Raw genomic sequence first — 18,353 nt, forward strand, 5'->3', positions numbered from 1 at the left:
TTGAGCCAACTCGGAGTCAACTCGCGCGTCTTCCGTCTTTGACGAGGCGTATCTGGGAGAGCGATATGTCGAAGAACCGCAGCGGTTTGGTAGGAACCTTGGTGACCGTCGGCGCGCTGGGCGCCATGGCGGGCATGCTGGCCTGGCGTTTCTCGCAGCGTCACCGCCTGCAACGGCAAACTTTTTATCGCGACTTGAGCCGCTGGGAAGGCGAAGGCGGCTCGCTTGCGGATAGCGTGGGCAACGACGACCAGGCTCCGGAAATGGCGATGGCCGCAGGTGCTCCGGACTCGCCGGAACACGGTATGAAGGGCCGCGTGACCCATGGCGTGAACGGCTCGAACGGTATGCCCTGGCCGTTTCCGCATAGCTAGGCGGGCGGGGCCGGCGCCATGCGAGAGCCGTGCCCGCTTGTCTCGAATGTGTCTATAATGGTCATATCAACAACAATCGAGGTTCGGGCGGCCCACGGCTGACGGTATTGTTGCTCAGTTGTAGCAAAACCGCGAATTTCAGGCTTTTGCCGTCTGGGGCGTACGTCCGACCGTTTCGTACTCCACTGCAGCGCAATCACGTGCGTCGCGACTTCCGCCGCGCCGGGCAACCCTGCCTGGCGCGCTTGCGAAGGGCGCGGCGCTCGCGCTTTGGAGCCACTCACCTACCAGGGCTGACGAGACGCGATGCCACATGTATTGATTGTCGATGACGATGCGCAAACCCGCGAGGCGCTGGCGGCCGTGGTGAGCGAAGATGGGCTCACCACCGCGCAGGCAGGCGACCTGCGCGAGGCGCGCATCCAGCTCGTGCGGCAGACGCCGGACGTGGTCTTCACCGACCTGAAGCTGCCCGACGGCAGTGGCACCGACCTTTTCGAGGATCTCGACCCGCGCTCGGGCGTGGAGTTCGTGATCATCACCGGGCACGCGAGCGTCGAGACGGCGGTCGATGCGCTCAAGTCCGGCGCGATCGACTACCTGGTCAAGCCGATCAATCTCCAGCGCGTGAAGGCGATCCTGAACCGCCTGCCGCGCGCGGGCGACCTCAAGGCCGAAATCGGCACGCTGCGCGGCGAGTTGCGCCGCATGGGGCGCTTTGGCCTGATGCTCGGCAATTCGCCGGCCATGCAGGAGGTCTACGACCAGATCAGCCGTGTGGCGGTCACGCCCGCTTCGGTCATGCTGGTGGGCGAGTCGGGCACCGGCAAGGAAGTGGCCGCGCAGACCATCCACCAGTTGAGCCTGCGCCGCAAGCACGAATTCCTCGCCGTGAACTGCGGGGCGATCTCGCCGAACCTGATCGAGTCCGAAATGTTCGGTCACGAGCGCGGATCGTTCACGGGAGCGGACCGGCAGCACAAGGGCTATTTCGAGCGCGCGAACGGCGGCACGCTGTTCCTCGACGAAATCACCGAAATGCCGATCGAGCTGCAAGTGAAGCTGCTGCGCGTGCTCGAAACCGGCATGTTCATGCGCGTGGGCACGACCAAGGAAATCGAGACCGATGTGCGCCTGATCGCGGCGACCAACCGCGACCCGGAGCAGGCCGTGGCCGAAGGCAAGCTGCGTCTGGACCTGTATCACCGCCTGAATGTGTTTCCGATCAGCCTGCCGCCGCTGCGCGAGCGGGGCAAGGACGTCGAACTGCTCGCCCAGGCGTTCCTCGACGAACTGAACGAGCGCCACGGCACGAAAAAGCAGTTTCCGGCGGCTGTGCGCGACATGCTGGCGGCCTACCCGTGGCCCGGCAACGTGCGCGAGCTGAAGAACTACGTGCAGCGCGCGCACATCATGTCGGGCAACGAAGGCGACTTCACAGCCACGGTACCGTTGCAGATCTCGCTCTCGAAGCCGATTGCGGGCACCGCGGTCACGATTCCGTTCGGCACCTCGCTTGCCGACGCCGATCGCCAACTCATTCTCGCGACGCTCGAGCAGTGCGGCGGCGTGAAGACGCGCGCGGCGGAAATTCTCGGCATCAGCCTGAAGACGCTCTATAACCGTCTTGTGGAGTACGGCAACGAAAGCGCCGGCAAGGGCGATGCGCCGGCGCGCGTAGCGGGCGCCTGAGCAGCGCTCGCGTGTGCGCCCGCGCGGGCGCGCACGCACGGTACGACGCTTGCAGTGTGAGTTTCGCGTCCATCATGAGGAGCGAAAGATGCCGAGCTGCCAATCCAGTGATGCCGTTCGCGTGAAGCCCTGGCTCGCGCATACCCCGCAGCCCGACGAACCGCCGCCGGATCAGCCCGGCGAGCCCGACGTGCCGCCCATCGGCGATCCGCCAACGCAACCGGACGAAGCGCCGCATTCGGGGCATTCGGCACATTCATTCGACCCTTCGGTCTCCTTTCGAATTGATCGCTCGCCTGGCGCATTGCGCGCAACGCCGGCCGCTGCTCGCTCGGCCTGCCGAGGTCATCGGACGACCCCGATGGCTTTTATGTATTAGTTACAAAAGCCCGACCATTTTTACCGGCGAATTCACGCGGCGAACCCTAGACTATAAAAAAACGCCACCACCGCGTGGCCGCCTGCCGCTGGAGGCATTGACATGAGACATCCTGCCTTGCGCCGCTCCGCACGTTACACGGGCAAGCGTGGCCCGCGCGATTCGCAAGAGAAGAGCAATCCTCCGCCGTCAGTCACGCCGGACCCCGCAGGCCAGAACCGCGCGGCGCCGGGCGTGCCGCCCGATGGCGAGCACAACCAAGGCGGGGCGCGGGCGGAGGGCATCGAGTACCAGCGCGATCTCGGCTCGGAGCAGGACGCCTGATTCGCTTCGAACCGCCGCTCGCCACGCGCTGTTTGCAGGCCGGTTTCCTGGCCTGATGAATCACCGGGGTATTGCGCACTTGCGTGCTTGCCGCGCGGATTTCGCTCGTCTGGTCAGTGGCAAGAAAAGGTTTTTGCTCCAGACCCTGCCGAACCGGCACGCGTCTTGCGTACATACCTGAAGCATCGTCTTCGGACCCAACGAAACAGGAGGTAGAGCCGCAATGGGCAGACTGATCGTGGTATCGAATCGCGTTGCGCCGACCCAGGAGGGCCGTCCCGCAGCGGGCGGGCTCGCAGTCGGCGTATTGGACGCGCTCAAGGAAACCGGCGGTGTGTGGTTCGGGTGGAGTGGCGAAACGGTCGCCGAGCCGTCCGCACCGGTCATCGAGCAGCAGGGCAGCGTCACCTACGCGACGGTGGGTCTTACCCGGCGTGATTATGACCAGTACTACAAGGGCTTCTCGAACACGACGCTCTGGCCGACGTTCCATTACCGCAACGACCTCGCGCGCTACGAGCGCCAGGAGTACGGCGGCTACCTGCGCGTGAACGTCTCGCTTGCGCGTCAGTTGCAGCCGCTCATCGAGCCCGACGACATCATCTGGGTGCACGACTATCACCTGATTCCATTCGCGCGCTGCCTGCGCGACCTCGGGGTGAAGAACCCGATCGGCTTCTTCCTGCACATTCCACTGCCGGTGCCTGAAGTCATGCGCTCGGTGCCGCCGCACGAAGAGCTCATGAAGTTCATGTGCCACTACGACGTGGTCGGCTTCCAGACCGACGCCGACCGCCAGGCCTTCCTCGACTACATCGAGCGCGGCGGCCATGGCACGGCGAGCGATGACGGCATGGTGCACGCGTGGGACCGTTTCCTGAAGGTCGGGGCGTACCCGATCGGCATCTATCCCGATGCCATCGCCAAGGCCTCTTCGCAGTTCGCCGACCGCAAGGCTGTGCGCAGCCTGCGAGAAGCCATGCGCGGGCGCAAGCTGATCATGAGCGTGGACCGGCTCGATTATTCCAAGGGGCTCGCCGAGCGCTTCCAGGCGTTCGAGCGCCTGCTGCAGAACGGGCCGGGCTGGCATGGCCGCGTCTCGCTCCTGCAGATTGCGCCGCCGACGCGCTCCGACGTGCAGACCTACCAGACGATCCGCCGCAATCTCGAAGGCGAGGCCGGGCGCATCAACGGGCGTTTCGCGCAGCTCGACTGGACGCCGATCCAGTACCTGAACCGCAAGTACGAGCGCAACCTGCTGATGGCGCTGTTCCGCGAGGCGCAGGTGGGCTATGTGGCGCCGCTGCGCGACGGCATGAATCTCGTGGCGAAGGAGTACGTGGCTTCGCAGAATCCCGACGATCCCGGTGTGCTGGTGCTTTCGCAGTTCGCGGGCGCGGCCGAGCAGATGCCGGGCGCGCTGGTCGTGAATCCGTATGACCTGAATCAGACGGCCGAGGCGCTGGAGCGCGCGCTCTCCATGCCGCACGCCGAGCGCGTGTCGCGCTACAACGACATGATGGCGTCGCTGCGCGAGAACAATCTATCGGTTTGGCGCGATACGTTCCTCGCCGACCTGCGCAGCGTCGCGACGGCGGCTTCGGTCACGGCGAGAGCGCGTAATGCCGCGCCGGCCGGGAAAGCTCCCGCGCCCGAACAGGCGCAGCGCGCAGCGCGCGCGTAGCCATGCCGAGGCGGTGTGCGCACCGCCTTCGAGTGTCTAACGTTCTCTCGACGCAAACGCAGTCACGCGGCGGCCTTCGGGCCGCCGCGTTTTTTTACGTCCGCCTCACAGGGTCATAGACGAGGCGGCGGGCGCTCAGATCCGCTGGCCGCCTGGCGCCGCGAACGGCATCGGCGCGCGGGTCGGATCGAAGTCGGCCCAGTGGCCGTCGTGCCATTGGCCCGAGGCGCACTCGATATCGACGGCGCCACCTTCGCGCAGCAACTGCGCGGCCAGATCCTGATTCTCGTAGCACACGTGCACGGAGAGCAGGACGCCGTCGATGCGCGTTTCGCGGTGCACCCGCTCATGGTGCGCCGACATCTGCTGCGCGGTGGCTTTCGCGCCCACGCTCGCGCCGATGCGCGCCCCGAGCCAGGCGCCCACGCCGGCGGCGATCACGACCGAGGGCAGCGCAGCCGAGAACGCGCTGAAGAGCACCACGCCCACCACGGCGCCCGCCACCGCGCCCGCAGTGATATTGCGCGTGTGATGCGGCGGCACGCCGACGGCCGTGGGCGGCGCGCCTGCGGCGGAGCGCGTGTCCGGCATGGCATGGCGTGCATGCTGGCCGCGTGGATTGACGAAGAACAGGTTGACGTCTTCTTCGAGGAAGCCGCCCGCGTACAGCTTTTCAGCTGCTGCTTCGGCAGCGGGGAAGGTCGTGAACCGACCGGCGACGATCAGTGACATGGGAAGCCCCCTTTGCCTGGTTCGGCAGGTTGACTCGCCGGGCGCGGCCGCGAATATGGCTCGCCCTAGACCCATGTTAGTGCCTGCGCGCGCGCAGGGTTAGGCCGTGCTTAGCCTGGTGTCTGCGCTGCGGCGCCCGGCATCAGGCGCAGCAGGCTCACCACCGCCGCGACGGCGGCGAAGGCCGTCGCCACGTAGAGTGCGACGGTCGGTCCGTGTTGCGGCGCAATGCCAAAGATGAGCGCGACGAGCGCCGCGCCAAGCGTCTGGCCTGTGAGGCGCGCGGTGCCGAGCATGCCGCTTGCGCCGCCGCTGCGCTCGCGCGGCGCGGAGGAGAGAATCTGCCGGTTATTGGGCGACTGGAACACGCCGAAACCCACGCCGCACAAGGCCATGCGCCAGCAGATGTCGAACACCGTCGGATGCGCGCCGAGCGTGGCGAGCGAGAGCAAGCCCAGCGCGAACAGCGCGAGGCCGATGCCGCCGAGCATGCCCGCCGGATAGCGGTCGGAGAGCGCGCCCGAAAGCGGCGCGGCGCCGATGATGACGAGTGGCCACGGCGTCATGAGAAGGCCTGTGTCGACCTGCGAGAAGCCGAGGGTTTCCTGCAGCATGAACGGCAGCGCGACAAACGCGAGCATTTGCGCGCAGAACGAACAGACCGAGGTGCTGATCGACAGCGCGAACACGGGGTTGGCGAGCAGGTCGACGGGCAGGAGCGGCGCGGGCTGCGTGAGCTGGCGGCGCACGAAGAACCAGCCGATCACGATCGCGAGCGCGAACTCGACCGCAACGAGGCGATTGCTCTCGCCGTGGCCGAGGCCGTCGACGGCAAAGATCAGGAGACCGAACACGATGGCATTGAGCACGGCGCTCAAATAGTCGTAGGGCGCGGGATGCCGCTCGTTCACGGGCAGCGCGCGCAGACCCAGTGCGAGCGCAGCGATGCCGATCGGCACGTTGATCGCGAAGAGCCAGGGCCATGTCGCGATGGCGAGCACGCCCGAGGCGAGCGTCGGTCCGACCGCCGAGGCGATCGCCACGACCATGGCATTGATGGCGACACCGCGGCCCAGTTGCGCGCGCGGATAGATCATGCGCACGAGCGCGGTGTTCACACTCATGATCCCCGCGCCGCCGAAGCCTTGCACCATGCGCGCGAACGCGAGTTGGGGCAGCGTGGTCGCCAGCGCGCAGCCGAGCGACGCGATGGTGAAAAGCACCATGCCGGCCAGGTACACGCGCTTGTAGCCGATGCGGTCGCCGAGCGAGGCGAGCGGCAAGAGCGAGATGGTCACCGATAGCTGATACGCGTTGACGATCCAGATCGAACTGGCCGCGCTCGCATGAAGGTGGCGCGCGATGGTTGGCAACGCGACATTGGCGATCGCGCCGTCGAGCACGGCGAGTGTGATGCCGAGCGCGACCACGAGGATCGCGTAGTAACGCTGTGGGAAGGGCAGGCCGGTTTCGATGTCGGCGGAGGGCGTGGCGGAGCGTTCGGAAAGCGTGGGCATCGATGGGCAAGGCGGCGCGCGACGGTCGTGCGCCGCCGGCTGGCGGTTGTTTTGTGGTGTTGTCTGTCGGCTTATTTCAGCTCGTAGAGCCCGACGTAGGTGGTCGAGTCGACCTCGTTCAAGTGCGTCATGAAGCGCGCCACCGCGTTGGTCGTTTCCGGCGTGACGGGCAGTTGCGCCGCCTTGAGCGCGTGCACGCGGAAGATGTAGCGATGGGGCTTGTCGCCGCGCGGGGGCGCCGCGCCGCCGAAGCCCACCGTGCCGTAGTCGTTGCGCATCTGCACCGCGCCCTGCGGGAGCAGGCTGCCGTCGGGCTTGCCGGCGTTGCGGGCGAGCGAGCGCACGTCGGGCGCAATGTTTACCACGACCCAGTGCCAGAAGCCGCTGCCTGTTGGCGCGTCCGGATCGTAGACGGTGAGCGCGAAGCTTTGCGTGTCGGCGGGTGGATCGTCCCACTGCAGCGCGGGCGAGACGTTGTCGCCGTCGACACCGAAGGCCCGGTCGTCGAACTCCTGCGCCTTCGGCATGAAACCGTTGCTGGGAAAGTCATCGGACCAAAGTCGGAAATCAGCCATCGGTTGTCTCCTTCACTTCGCGTTGTGGGACGGCGGCGCTTGCGCGCGTGACGCGTCATTTGTGCGCAGCCGATCGATTGAGTTTAGCACTGCAGGCTGTTCAGCCAGGGCCAGCTTTGCAGCGTGACATGCACGGCGCATCGGCGGGATATCGTCGCGCTTGAGATTAGTCGAGCCGCGATCACGAGCGCGCCTCGAACCATGCGGACGACTCGTCTTCGAGCCACGCGGCAAGCCGCTCGACGACCGCCTGCGGATCGTGCTGCGCGCCACGTAACGCGCATTCCCAGATCACCGCCACACGCCAGCCTTGCGCCGCGAGCGCGGCGAGCGCTTTGGCGTCGTTCAGACGGTTGCGTGCGATTTTCTCGCGCCAGAACTCGGGGCGCGTTTGTGGCCACTTGAAAAGCGCGCAGTTGTGGCCGTGCCAGAAGCAGCCGTGGACGAACACCACAGCGCGCCGGCGCGGCAGCACGATGTCGGGCCGGCCCGGCAGGTCGCGCACGTTCAGGCGAAAGCGAAAGCCGCGCCGGTGCAGCAGACTGCGGATCAGCTTTTCGGGCTTCGTGTTGCGCCCGCGTATGCCGGACATCATCCGGCTGCGGGTCGCGGTATCGACGACGTCCACCATCGTCTGTCGCCTCGCTGCGGTGGGCTGCGGTTGGCCGTGGCGCGCGCCGGTCAGCGGCCTCCCGCCGTGGCGCTCGCCGGGGCGGCGCGCGTGGTGCGCGCGGCCTTGTTCGTACGCGTTGTGCGTGCAACGGCGGGAACCGGCAACGCGTGTGCAGGGAGCGCCTCCGGCTGCGCGGCCAGCACCGCATCGAGATGCGGCATCATCGTGCGCGCGACTTCGCGCATCACTGGCATCACCACACTGTTGCCGAACTGGCGGTACGCCTGGGTGTCGCTCACCGGAATGCGGAAGGTGTCGGGCAAACCCATGAGCCGCGCGCACTCGCGCGGAGTGAGGCGGCGCGGGCGCAATCCTTCGCCTTGATAGACGAGGATCTCCGAGCCGTCCTTGTGATAGCGCGCCGAAAGCGTGCGCGTGACGCTGTCGGGAAATGCGAGGCCGAAGCCGAAGCCGTTGCCGGCCGCGCGGTGCTTCTCGGCGTATTGCTGCAGATAAGCCCAGAGCCCCGGCGTGAGCGTGTACTTCGGCTGCACGCGGTGCGCGCCGTGATCGAAGAAGCGCTCGCCGTCCCAGGGCAGCAGCGGCTCGCCGCCGTCGGTGCGATGCAGGATCGAGGCGAGCCGCGGGCCGTCTTCCGGCAGCGCGAGCGCGTCCCACGAAAACGGCGTTGGCTCGCGAAAACCGACGATGATGATGCGCTCGCGATGCTGCGGCGTGAAATGGCGTCCATCGATCACGCGGTAGTGCACGTCATAGCCCAGTTCGTCGCGCAGCACCTGGAGGATCACGTCGAAGGTGCGGCCGCGGTCGTGCGAGACGAGGTTCTTCACGTTCTCGAGCAGAAATGCGGCGGGCCGTTTCTCGGCGATGATGCGCGCGACGTCGAAGAACAGGGTGCCCTGCGTGGTGCAGGCAAAGCCGTGCGGACGGCCAAGCGCGTTCTTCTTGCTCACCCCCGCGATCGAGAACGGCTGGCAGGGAAAGCCCGCGAGCAGGACGTCGTGATCGGGCACGTCGGCGGCGTCCACGGCCGTGATGTCGCCGATGAACGGATGGTCTTCGCCGTAGTTTTCCAGGTAGGTCTTGCGCGAAAACGGATTCCATTCGCTCGTGAAAACGCACTCGCCGCCGTGCGCTTCGAAACCCTTGCGGATGCCGCCGATGCCGGCGAACAGGTCGATGAAGCGAAAGCGCGCCGCACTGCCGCTCGCGTGAGCGCCGGTGTGCAGCAGCTCGCGCAGGGCGGCTTCGAGCATCGCGGGGCAGGGCGTTTCGCCCTTTTCCCAACGTCGCACGGTCTTCACGTCGCGGCCGACGTGTGTGGCGATTTGCTGTTGGGTGAAACGCTTGCGTGCCTGCTGGAGCAGGTCTCTCGGTTCGGCCGTGTGCACGGAGTCCTCGTTAGGGTATTTTTGCGGACATTATGACCGATGGTCGACCCGCGGCACCAGGAATTCCCGATGCGCGTGCACAGATGCGCGCCGCGCAGGCGAAAGCCTGCTCGTGCGTGCGTCGAATTCAGGGAAAAGTCAGGAGTGTTGCGGGGCGGCGTTCGCCTGCTTCGGGAGCGCCGCGGAGGCCGAGGCGACGTTCAGCTCGTGCAGGTCGAGGATCAGCAGCAGGCTGTCGATTTCGCACAGCTGCCCCTTGTTCACATGACCGGTGTCGAGCAGGCGGTGCAGCCGCTGGCGCCAGTAGTTCGCGGGGAGAATCGGCCCACCGAAGTCGCCGGCGAGCGACAAGGGCATCACGCGACGAATGTGCGTGATATCCTGGTCGATAAGGTTCGACATCATATAACCAGCGGGAAGGGGACGCGGGGTGTCCATGAAGGCCATTACGGCACTATTTTTTTCTTCTTTAGGGAAAATATCTCAGTACTTACCCTGAATTCGCCGGTTATCCGCGGTTCGCTTTGCCGTTTATTCGGCAGCCGGCGGCGTCGCGCCTTGCACCTGAGCCGCGCTTTCGAAGAAACGCCGCGTCGCTTCGAACGCGTTCAGCATCTGCTCGGGCCACGGTGTTTGCAGCATCACGGCCTGATGGTTTTCGAACGCCGCGCCCAACTGGCGCGCGAGTTCAGGCGAATTGAGATGGCGCAGCAGCACGCTCACGGCGATGGCGGTGGCCTGACTGGCTCCTGCCGTCTGCAGTTCGGAGGCAGTGAGGGCGGCGACTTGCTTGTTGATGTCCATGGAAAACCTGCTCGGGATAGAGGGGCGCGAATGCGAGAAAGAGAAGGGATGGGGCGCGCGAACCGGTTGCGGTCTTCGCGGCCCGACATGCTCGGTTGGGTGGTCCCCCTGGCAGGAATCGAACCTGCATCTAGCGCTTAGGAGGCACTTGTTCTATCCATTGAACTACAGGGAGCGCGGTCGAGCATGGCTCCGTTCGATCGCCATGTTTCCCAAGTGACCCGTCATGGCGCGGAGCGGCGCGCGAAGCGGTCCGGCCTTGCGGGCCCGAGCCATATCGCGGCGTAGGGCCAAGAGTATAGCAAACGTGTTCGGGCGCGAAAATGACGCCACTTAGCCCCAGCGCCGCATTTTGGGTCTCGCGTCGATCGCTCCCCGCGAGCCGCCGCAGCAGGGCAAGTCGTCGCGATCAGAACTCGACGACGGCGAATTCCGGCTTGCCCACGTCGCACAGCGGGCAGCGCCAGTCGTCGGGAATGTCGTCAAAGCGCGTGCCGGCGGCGATCCCCTCGTCGGGCAGACCTTCTTCTTCGTTGTAGATCCAGCCGCAAATCAGGCAGACCCAGCTCTTGTACTCGATTACTTCACTCACAGCGTGTCCTTCGTTCAGTCGATTCGATGCATCACCCGTCATGCGGCCCTTTATCTAATGCTGGGCGGAGCGGGCAACCCGCGATAGTACAGGAAAACGGATCGCGTGCCGCTGCGCTAAAGGGTCGCTGTATTCCGCGACCTGCGCGGCCCGACCTGCGCGGCCCGACCTGCGCGGCCCGGTACAATGCCCGCTTCAGGTCCAACGCACGCATCGCTTTCCATCCATGTCGCTTTACACCATCACAGGCGCGCAACTGGCTTTCGGCCACGTCGCGCTGCTCGATCACGCGGACTTTTCGCTCGAAGCCGGCGAGCGCGTCGGGCTGATCGGCCGCAACGGCGCGGGCAAGTCGTCGCTGCTGACCATCGTCGCCGATCTCGCGAAGCCCGACGACGGCCTCGTCACGCGCCAGCAGGATCTCTCGACCGTCTACGTGCCGCAGGAGCCCGACTTCGACGCCGACGCCACGGTGTTCGACACCGTCGCCTCGGGCCTCGCCGACGTGCGTGCGCTGCTCGACGAATACGACACCGTCGCGCACCGGCTCGCAGACACGCCCGAAGGCGCGGAACACGACGCGCTGCTCGCGCGCATGAACACGCTGCAGTCGTCGCTCGATCACGCCGACGCCTGGAGCTGGCGCACGCGTGTATCCACGACGCTCGCGCAGATCGGCCTGGAAGGCGAAGCGCGCGTGGGCGCGCTCTCGGGCGGGATGCAAAAGCGCGTGGCGCTTGCGCGCGCGCTCGTCGTGCAGCCCGACATCCTGCTGCTCGACGAACCGACCAACCACCTCGACTTCGACGGCATTCGCTGGCTCGAAGAATTGCTCGTGGCGCAGCGCTCGAGCCTCTTGTTCATCACCCACGATCGCGCGTTTCTCGACCGCGTGGCGACACGTATCGTCGAACTCGATCGCGGCAAGCTGCTTTCGTATCCGGGCAACTTCACGCAGTACCAGGAGCGCAAGGCGCAGCAGCTCGAAGTCGAGCGCGTGGAGAACGAGAAGTTCGACAAACTGCTCGCGCAGGAAGAAGTGTGGATCCGCAAGGGCGTGGAAGCACGCCGCACGCGCAGCGTGGGCCGCATCGCGCGCCTCGTGCAGATGCGCCATGAGCGCGAGGAACGCCGCAACGTGCAGGGCAACGTGAAGCTCGACGTCGCACAAGGCGAGAAGTCCGGCAAGATCGTCGCGGAACTCACGGATGTGACGAAGCGCTATGGCGGCCGCACGATCGTCGACAACTTCTCGTCGACGGTCATGCGCGGCGACAAGATCGGCTTCGTCGGTCCGAACGGTGCGGGCAAGACCACGCTGCTGAAGCTGATCCTCGGCGAACTGAAGCCCGACGTTGGCACGGTGCGCGTGGGGACGAATCTGCAGGTCGCGTACTTCGACCAGATGCGCGCGCAGCTCGACATGGAAAAGAGTCTTGCCGACACGATCAGCCCCGGCAGCGACTGGGTCGAGATCAACGGCGCGAAGAAGCACGTGATGAGCTATCTCGGCGACTTTCTGTTCGCGCCGGAGCGCGCACGGTCGCCCGTGAAGTCGCTGTCGGGCGGCGAGCGCAACCGTCTGCTGCTCGCGCGTTTGTTCGCGCGTCCCGCGAACGTGCTGGTGCTCGACGAACCGACCAACGACCTCGACATCCCGACGCTCGAACTGCTCGAAGAACTGCTGACCGACTACGACGGCACCGTGCTGCTCGTGAGCCACGACCGCGCGTTCCTCGACAACGTGGTGACTTCGGTGATCGCGTCCGAGGGCGAGGGGCGCTGGCGCGAGTACGTGGGCGGCTTCACGGACTGGCAGACGCAAAGCGCCCGTGCGCAGGAAATTGCCGAGGCGCGCGCGCCGAAGGAAGCGGCTGCCGCGGTGGCCGTGCCCAAGGACAGCGCGGCGGGACGCAATGCCCAGCGCAGCGTGAAGCTTTCGTTCAAGGAGCAGCGCGAGCTCGAGGAACTGCCCAAGCGCATCGAGGCGCTCGAGACGGAGCAGAAGACCATTGGCGCGAAGATCGAGGACGGATCGATCTTTGCGAAAGATGCGCAGGAGGGGACTCGCCTCACCGAGCGCTACGCGGCGATCGACGAGGAATTGCTTGTGGCGCTGGAGCGGTGGGAGGAGTTGGAGAGCAAGCGCAAGTGATGCGAGAGAGAGCGGCCTGATGAAGGCCGCTTTTTTTAGGGGCGCGTGAGCGGCAAGAGCTTGCGCTTCAGGTCTGGAATCCAGATTTGCACGGTGCTCCAGACAATGGCGACGTCCACGGAAAAATAACCGTGGGTCACTCGATTGCGCATTCCGTACATCGCTTCCCACGGTATCTCGGGATGCGCGGCGGCGAAGGCGGAATCTCCGCGCGTGATGTTGCGAGCCGCCTCACCGATGATGCCAAGGTTGCGCACGACGGCATCGACGGCCATTGGCGTTGCCTCGAAATCTTCTTGTGACAGCGGGGCGGTGTACGTGCCAATGCGTTCGACTGCCTCGAGAATGTGCGCCAGGTAATCGGGCGTGCGCAGATCCTCCTTTCTCATACGGGCACCGCTTCGGCGACGACGCGGGCGCGGAATGTCGCTGGCAGTGCCTTCGGCGTGAGCACATCGACCCGCACGCCGAGGAGCGCTTCGAGCCGCAACTGGATTTGCGCGATATCGATCAGCGTCGTCTCCGGTGTTGGATCGACGAGCAGGTCGAGATCGCTATCCTCGTCGTCCTCTTCGCGCGCAGACGAGCCGAACACGCGCGCATTGGACGCGTGATGGCTCGCGACGATTTCGCGGATTTCCGCGCGATGCGCGCGCAAAGCTTCGGATGGCCTCATGGCAGCTCCATGCTCCTCAACATTCCGGCGAACCTTGCAACGAACAGTCCAGCAAACCCGCCCACGAAACACCTGAACGGCTCGCATCAAACCCCATGCCGCATGCGGGCCATTCTACGCGACTCGCCCGCTGCACCGCCCCTCCGCCGAACGGCCAACCCCCATGCAAATTGCCGTGCGAGCCCAAATCAGTACAATACCTCGCGAATTCGAACAACTGAGCGAACCACCTCGCCGCCGCGAGCGCATCTGCCACCGCGGCGCGCAGCCGGTTCACCTCGTTGTTTCGTATCGGTTTTTTTGAACGCTCAACGCGTTTTCCCCGCAGATGTCCACAGGACCTGTGGACAAGCGCGCGGACAACCCCCTGTGGATCACCATGTCAACGAAGAAGTCCAACGCTGGAAACACTGGCTATAGCGAAGCGTCGATCAAGGTGCTCAAGGGCCTCGAGCCCGTCCGGCAGCGGCCGGGCATGTATACGCGCACCGAGAATCCGCTGCACATCGTCCAGGAAGTCATCGACAACGCCTCGGACGAAGCGCTCGGCGGCTACGGCAAGCTAATCACCGTCACGCTGCACGCCGACCACTCCGTCTCCGTCGAGGACGACGGCCGCGGCATTCCGTTCGGCCTGCACCCCGACGAAAAAGTCCCGGTCGTCGAGATCGTCTTCACGCGACTGCACGCGGGCGGCAAGTTCGACAAGGCCGCCGGCGGCGCCTATACCTTTTCGGGCGGCCTGCACGGCGTGGGCGTCTCGGTCACCAACGCGCTATCCACGCGTCTGGACGTGACCGTCTGGCGCGACGGCAAGGTCGCCGAAATCGGCTTCTCGGACGGCAACGTCACGCGCCCGCTCACCACGCGCAACGCCGCGCGCGACGAGAAGAAAACCGGCACGCGCGTGACCGCGTGGGCCGATCCCAAGTATTTCGATTCGCCCAATCTGCCGCTCGGCGAACTGCAGCGTCTGTTGCGCTCGAAGGCCGTGCTGCTGCCGGGCGTCGAGGTCGAACTGATCGTCGAGAAGACCGGTGAGCGCCAAAGCTGGAAGTACGAAGACGGCTTGCGCGGCTACCTGCTCGAAGGCATGGGCGGCGCCGATTTGCTGATCCCGCTCTTCGAAGGCGAGCGCTACGCCGACGCGCGCACCACCGACGACACCTTCGCCGAAGGCGAGGGCGCCGCGTGGGTCGTGGCGTGGAGCGAGGAAGGTTCGCTCACGCGCGAGTCGTACGTGAACCTGATTCCGACGCCCGCGGGCGGCACGCATGAAAGCGGCCTGCGCGATGGTCTCTTCCAGGCCGTGAAGAGTTTCGTCGAGTTGCACAATCTTCAGCCCAAAGGCGTGAAGCTCCTGCCCGAAGACGTCTTTGCGCGCGTCTCGTTCGTGCTCTCGGCCAAGGTGCTCGACCCGCAGTTCCAGGGGCAGATCAAGGAGCGCCTGAACAGCCGCGACGCCGTGAAGCTCGTGTCGTCGTTCTCGCGTCCGGCTCTGGAGCTTTGGCTCAACCAGCACGTCGAGCACGGCAAGAAACTCGCCGATCTCGTCATCAAGCAGGCGCAGGCGCGCACGCGCGCGGGCCAGAAGGTCGAGAAGCGCAAGAGCTCGGGCGTGGCCGTGCTGCCGGGCAAGCTCACCGACTGCGAATCGACCGATATCGCGCGCAACGAACTCTTCCTGGTTGAGGGCGATTCCGCTGGCGGCTCCGCGAAGATGGGGCGCGACAAGGAATACCAGGCCATCCTGCCGCTGCGCGGCAAGGTGCTCAACACGTGGGAGACCGAGCGCGACCGGCTCTTTGCGAACAACGAAGTGCACGATATTTCGGTGGCGATCGGCGTCGATCCGCACAGCCCCGACGAGACCGTCGATCTGTCGAACCTGCGCTACGGCAAGATCTGCATTCTTTCCGATGCCGACGTGGATGGCTCGCACATCCAGGTGCTGCTGCTCACGCTCTTCTTCAAGCATTTCCCGCAGCTGATCGAGCGCGGCCACGTGTGCGTGGCGCGCCCGCCGCTGTTCCGCGTGGATGCGCCAGCGCGTGGCAAGAAGCCTGCGCAGAAGCTCTATGCGCTCGACGAAGGCGAACTCGAAGCAATTCTCGACAAGCTGCGCAAGGACGGCGTGCGCGACACGCAATGGACCATCAGCCGCTTCAAGGGCCTTGGCGAAATGAGCGCCGAGCAGCTCTGGGACACGACGATGAATCCCGACACGCGGCGCCTCTCGCCCATCGCGCTCGGCGACCTCGACTACGAGGCTACCGTTGCGCGCATGACGATGCTGATGGGCAAGGGCGAAGCCGCCTCGCGCCGCTCGTGGCTCGAAGAGAAGGGCAACGAAGTCGAAGCGGACATCTAAGCGGATAACTGAGCAGATAACCAGGCACACGTCTGAACGCGTACACGATTACGGATTGATTGAAACATGGACGATCTCTTTGCTGAAGTGACGGACGCCCCGAACGGCGACACGCTCACGCTCGGCCACTACGCGGAACGCGCCTATCTCGACTACGCGGTGAGCGTGGTGAAGGGCCGCGCGCTGCCCGACGTCTGCGACGGCCAGAAGCCGGTGCAGCGGCGCATTCTCTTCGCGATGAACGAAATGGGGCTCGGCGACAACGCCAAGCCCGTGAAGTCGGCGCGCGTGGTGGGCGACGTGCTCGGTAAGTACCATCCGCACGGCGACCAGTCGGCCTACGACGCGCTCGTGCGTCTGGCGCAGGACTTCTCGATGCGCTATCCGCTCATCGACGGCCAGGGCAATTTCGGCTCGCGCGACGGCGACGGCGCGGCGGCCATGCGCTACACCGAAGCGCGCTTGACGCCCATCGCCAAGCTGCTGCTCGACGAAATCGACATGGGCACCGTCGATTTCATGCCGAACTACGACGGCTCGTTCCAGGAGCCGAAGACGCTGCCCGCGCGCCTGCCCATGCTGCTGCTCAACGGCGCGTCGGGTATCGCGGTGGGCCTCGCGACCGAAATTCCCTCGCATAATCTGCGCGAAGTCGCGTCGGCAGCCGTCGCGATGATCCGGAATCCGAAGCTCTCGCATGCGGAGATCATGGAGAAGCTGCCGGGGCCCGATTTCCCGGGCGGCGGCCAGATCATTTCGAGCGACGCCGAAATCGCGGCGGCCTATGAGTCGGGGCGCGGCAGCCTCAAGGTGCGCGCGCGCTGGAAGATCGAGGAACTTGCGCGCGGCCAGTGGCAACTGGTCGTGACCGAGCTGCCGCCGAACACCTCGGGCCAGAAGGTGCTCGAAGAGATCGAGGAGCTGACGAACCCGAAGCTCAAGCTCGGCAAGAAGACGCTCACGCCCGAGCAGTTGCAGAGCAAGCAGACCATGCTCGCGCTGCTCGACGCCGTGCGCGACGAGTCGGGCAAGGACGCGCCCGTGCGCCTCGTGTTCGAGCCGAAGACGAGCAAGATCGACCAGTCGGAGTTCGTCAATTCGCTGCTCGCGAACACGAGCCTCGAATCGAACGCGTCGCTGAACCTCGTCATGATCGGCGCCGATGGCCGTCCGCGTCAGAAGGGCATCAGCGAGATTCTGGGCGAGTGGATCGGTTTCCGCTTCGCGACGGTCACGCGCCGCACGCAACACCGCCTGACCAAGGTCGACGACCGCATCCATATCCTCGAAGGTCGGATGATCGTCTTCCTCAATATCGACGAAGTCATCCGCATCATCCGCGAGTCGGACGAGCCCAAGAGCGCGCTGATGAGCGCGTTCGGGCTGTCCGAGCGCCAGGCCGAGGACATTCTTGAAATCCGTCTGCGCCAGTTGGCGCGGCTCGAGAAGATCAAGATCGAGAAGGAACTCGCGGAACTGCGCGAAGAGAAGGCGAAGCTCGAAGAGCTGCTCGCGAACGACGCGTCGATGAAGCGGCTCATCGTGAAGGAAATCGAAAGCGATGCGAAGCAGTACGGCGACGATCGCCGCACGCTGATCCAGCAGGAAAAGCGCGCGAGCTTCGAAGCGCGCGTGGTGGACGAGCCGGTCACGGTCGTCGTCTCGCAGAAGGGCTGGGTGCGTGCGCTCAAGGGCCACGGGCTCGATACGCAAGGCTTCACGTTCAAGGCCGGCGACGGTCTGTATGCGGCGTTCCAGTGCCGCACGCCCGACACGCTCATCGCGTGGGGCAGCAATGGCCGCGTGTATTCGGTGTCGATTGCGAACCTGCCGGGCGGGCGTGGCGACGGCGTGCCGGTCACGTCGCTCATCGAACTCGAGGCGGGCACGCATCTGCTGCATTACTTCGCGGCGAACGCGGAGCAGCCATTGCTGCTGGCGTCGAGCAACGGCTTCGGCTTCATCGCGAAGATCGGCGACATGGTGAGCCGCGTGAAGGCGGGCAAGGCGTTCATGACGATCGACGAGGGCTGCGTGCCGCTCGCGCCGATGCCGATGCTGCCCGGCGCGCTGCAGGTGGCGTGTCTTTCGTCGGGCGGCCGTTTGCTGGTGTTCGGCCTCGACGAGATGAAGACGCTTTCTGGCGGCGGCCGCGGCGTCACGCTCATGCAACTCGACGACAACGAGAAGCTCGTGCAGGCGCTCGCGATCAACGCGGCGGGCGTCGTGCTCGTGGGCACGGGCCGTGGCGGCAAGGCGGGCGAGGACCTGATGGTGGGGGCCGTGCTGGCTCCGCAGATCGGCAAGCGCGCACGCAAGGGCCGCGCGCCGGACTCGAAGCTCAAGGTCGTGACGGGCATGCGTCCGGTGTTGCCGCAGTAAAAGTACTGCAGTAAGCGTACATATCCGGCGCGAATCGCTGCGCGGCATGGAATAATGCCGCGCACAACGGC

General features: G+C 65.5%; 17 protein-coding genes and 1 tRNA gene. 7 read left to right on the top strand and 11 right to left on the bottom strand.

Going from position 1 to position 18,353, the window contains the following annotated elements; translation table 11 throughout:
- Positions 1–65: 65 nt before the first annotated feature.
- The 4 genes from U5A65_RS24545 (at position 66) to otsA (ending at position 4,453) form a co-directional block, all read left to right on the top strand.
- Positions 66–374: a hypothetical protein gene (locus U5A65_RS24545; protein ID WP_321914766.1), complete on the top strand. Its 309-nt coding sequence runs from the start codon at positions 66–68 to the stop codon at positions 372–374.
- A 306-nt stretch (positions 375–680) separates the two neighbouring features.
- A complete protein-coding gene (locus U5A65_RS24550; RefSeq protein WP_321914765.1) occupies positions 681–2,066 on the top strand; it encodes a sigma-54 dependent transcriptional regulator in 1,386 nt (461 codons plus the stop codon).
- A gap of 481 nt (positions 2,067–2,547) precedes the next feature.
- On the top strand, positions 2,548–2,769 hold the full coding sequence (locus U5A65_RS24555) for a hypothetical protein (protein ID WP_321914764.1): 222 nt from the start codon (positions 2,548–2,550) through the stop codon (positions 2,767–2,769).
- Between the two features lie 223 nt (positions 2,770–2,992).
- Complete coding sequence (gene otsA / locus U5A65_RS24560) at positions 2,993–4,453, top strand: alpha,alpha-trehalose-phosphate synthase (UDP-forming) (protein ID WP_321914763.1); 1,461 nt, start codon at positions 2,993–2,995, stop codon at positions 4,451–4,453.
- A 135-nt stretch (positions 4,454–4,588) separates the two neighbouring features.
- Here otsA and U5A65_RS24565 read toward each other — a convergent pair whose 3' ends face one another.
- From U5A65_RS24565 to U5A65_RS24605, 9 genes are all read right to left on the bottom strand, one after another.
- On the bottom strand, positions 4,589–5,185 hold the full coding sequence (locus U5A65_RS24565) for a hypothetical protein (RefSeq protein WP_321914762.1): 597 nt from the start codon (positions 5,183–5,185) through the stop codon (positions 4,589–4,591).
- 110 nt (positions 5,186–5,295) lie between these two features.
- The gene (locus U5A65_RS24570) at positions 5,296–6,702 is read right to left on the bottom strand and encodes an MFS transporter (RefSeq protein WP_321947900.1); all 1,407 of its coding nucleotides are present in this window, start codon (positions 6,700–6,702) and stop codon (positions 5,296–5,298) included.
- Between the two features lie 71 nt (positions 6,703–6,773).
- Positions 6,774–7,277 carry a YbhB/YbcL family Raf kinase inhibitor-like protein gene (locus tag U5A65_RS24575; protein WP_321914760.1) on the bottom strand — a complete coding sequence of 168 codons (504 nt, stop codon included), beginning with the start codon at positions 7,275–7,277 and terminating at the stop codon, positions 6,774–6,776.
- Positions 7,278–7,458: 181 nt separating this feature from the next.
- Positions 7,459–7,908, bottom strand: coding sequence for a very short patch repair endonuclease (locus tag U5A65_RS24580; RefSeq protein ID WP_321914759.1), 450 nt, complete (start codon positions 7,906–7,908; stop codon positions 7,459–7,461).
- A 50-nt stretch (positions 7,909–7,958) separates the two neighbouring features.
- The gene (gene dcm, locus U5A65_RS24585; RefSeq protein ID WP_321947901.1) at positions 7,959–9,302 is read right to left on the bottom strand and encodes a DNA (cytosine-5-)-methyltransferase; all 1,344 of its coding nucleotides are present in this window, start codon (positions 9,300–9,302) and stop codon (positions 7,959–7,961) included.
- Positions 9,303–9,440: 138 nt separating this feature from the next.
- On the bottom strand, positions 9,441–9,749 hold the full coding sequence (locus tag U5A65_RS24590) for a hypothetical protein (protein ID WP_415765518.1): 309 nt from the start codon (positions 9,747–9,749) through the stop codon (positions 9,441–9,443).
- 84 nt (positions 9,750–9,833) lie between these two features.
- Positions 9,834–10,106 (bottom strand): hypothetical protein, encoded by a 273-nt coding sequence (locus U5A65_RS24595; RefSeq protein ID WP_321914756.1) that lies wholly within the window; start codon positions 10,104–10,106, stop codon positions 9,834–9,836.
- Between the two features lie 100 nt (positions 10,107–10,206).
- A tRNA-Arg gene (locus U5A65_RS24600) sits at positions 10,207–10,281 on the bottom strand.
- Positions 10,282–10,515: 234 nt separating this feature from the next.
- The gene (locus tag U5A65_RS24605) at positions 10,516–10,698 is read right to left on the bottom strand and encodes a rubredoxin (RefSeq protein WP_158757294.1); all 183 of its coding nucleotides are present in this window, start codon (positions 10,696–10,698) and stop codon (positions 10,516–10,518) included.
- Between the two features lie 226 nt (positions 10,699–10,924).
- Here U5A65_RS24605 and U5A65_RS24610 point away from each other — a divergent pair, with 226 nt between their 5' ends.
- Entirely contained in the window at positions 10,925–12,853 is a 1,929-nt protein-coding gene (locus U5A65_RS24610) for an ATP-binding cassette domain-containing protein (RefSeq protein ID WP_321947903.1), read from the top strand.
- 35 nt (positions 12,854–12,888) lie between these two features.
- Here the strand turns inward: U5A65_RS24610 and U5A65_RS24615 are convergent, their stop codons facing one another.
- The gene (locus tag U5A65_RS24615) at positions 12,889–13,242 is read right to left on the bottom strand and encodes a DUF86 domain-containing protein (RefSeq protein ID WP_321947905.1); all 354 of its coding nucleotides are present in this window, start codon (positions 13,240–13,242) and stop codon (positions 12,889–12,891) included.
- A complete protein-coding gene (locus U5A65_RS24620; protein WP_321947906.1) occupies positions 13,239–13,529 on the bottom strand; it encodes a nucleotidyltransferase family protein in 291 nt (96 codons plus the stop codon). The genes U5A65_RS24615 and U5A65_RS24620 overlap by 4 nt, the downstream gene beginning before the upstream one ends.
- 379 nt (positions 13,530–13,908) lie before the next feature.
- Between U5A65_RS24620 and U5A65_RS24625 the strand changes: the two genes are divergently transcribed.
- On the top strand, positions 13,909–15,900 hold the full coding sequence (locus U5A65_RS24625; protein ID WP_321947907.1) for a DNA topoisomerase IV subunit B: 1,992 nt from the start codon (positions 13,909–13,911) through the stop codon (positions 15,898–15,900).
- A 66-nt stretch (positions 15,901–15,966) separates the two neighbouring features.
- Positions 15,967–18,282 (top strand): DNA topoisomerase IV subunit A, encoded by a 2,316-nt coding sequence (gene parC, locus U5A65_RS24630; protein ID WP_321936802.1) that lies wholly within the window; start codon positions 15,967–15,969, stop codon positions 18,280–18,282.
- Positions 18,283–18,353: the final 71 nt, after the last annotated feature.

Source organism: Paraburkholderia sp. J10-1, from assembly GCF_905220165.1.
Classification (GTDB): Bacteria; Pseudomonadota; Gammaproteobacteria; order Burkholderiales; family Burkholderiaceae; genus Paraburkholderia.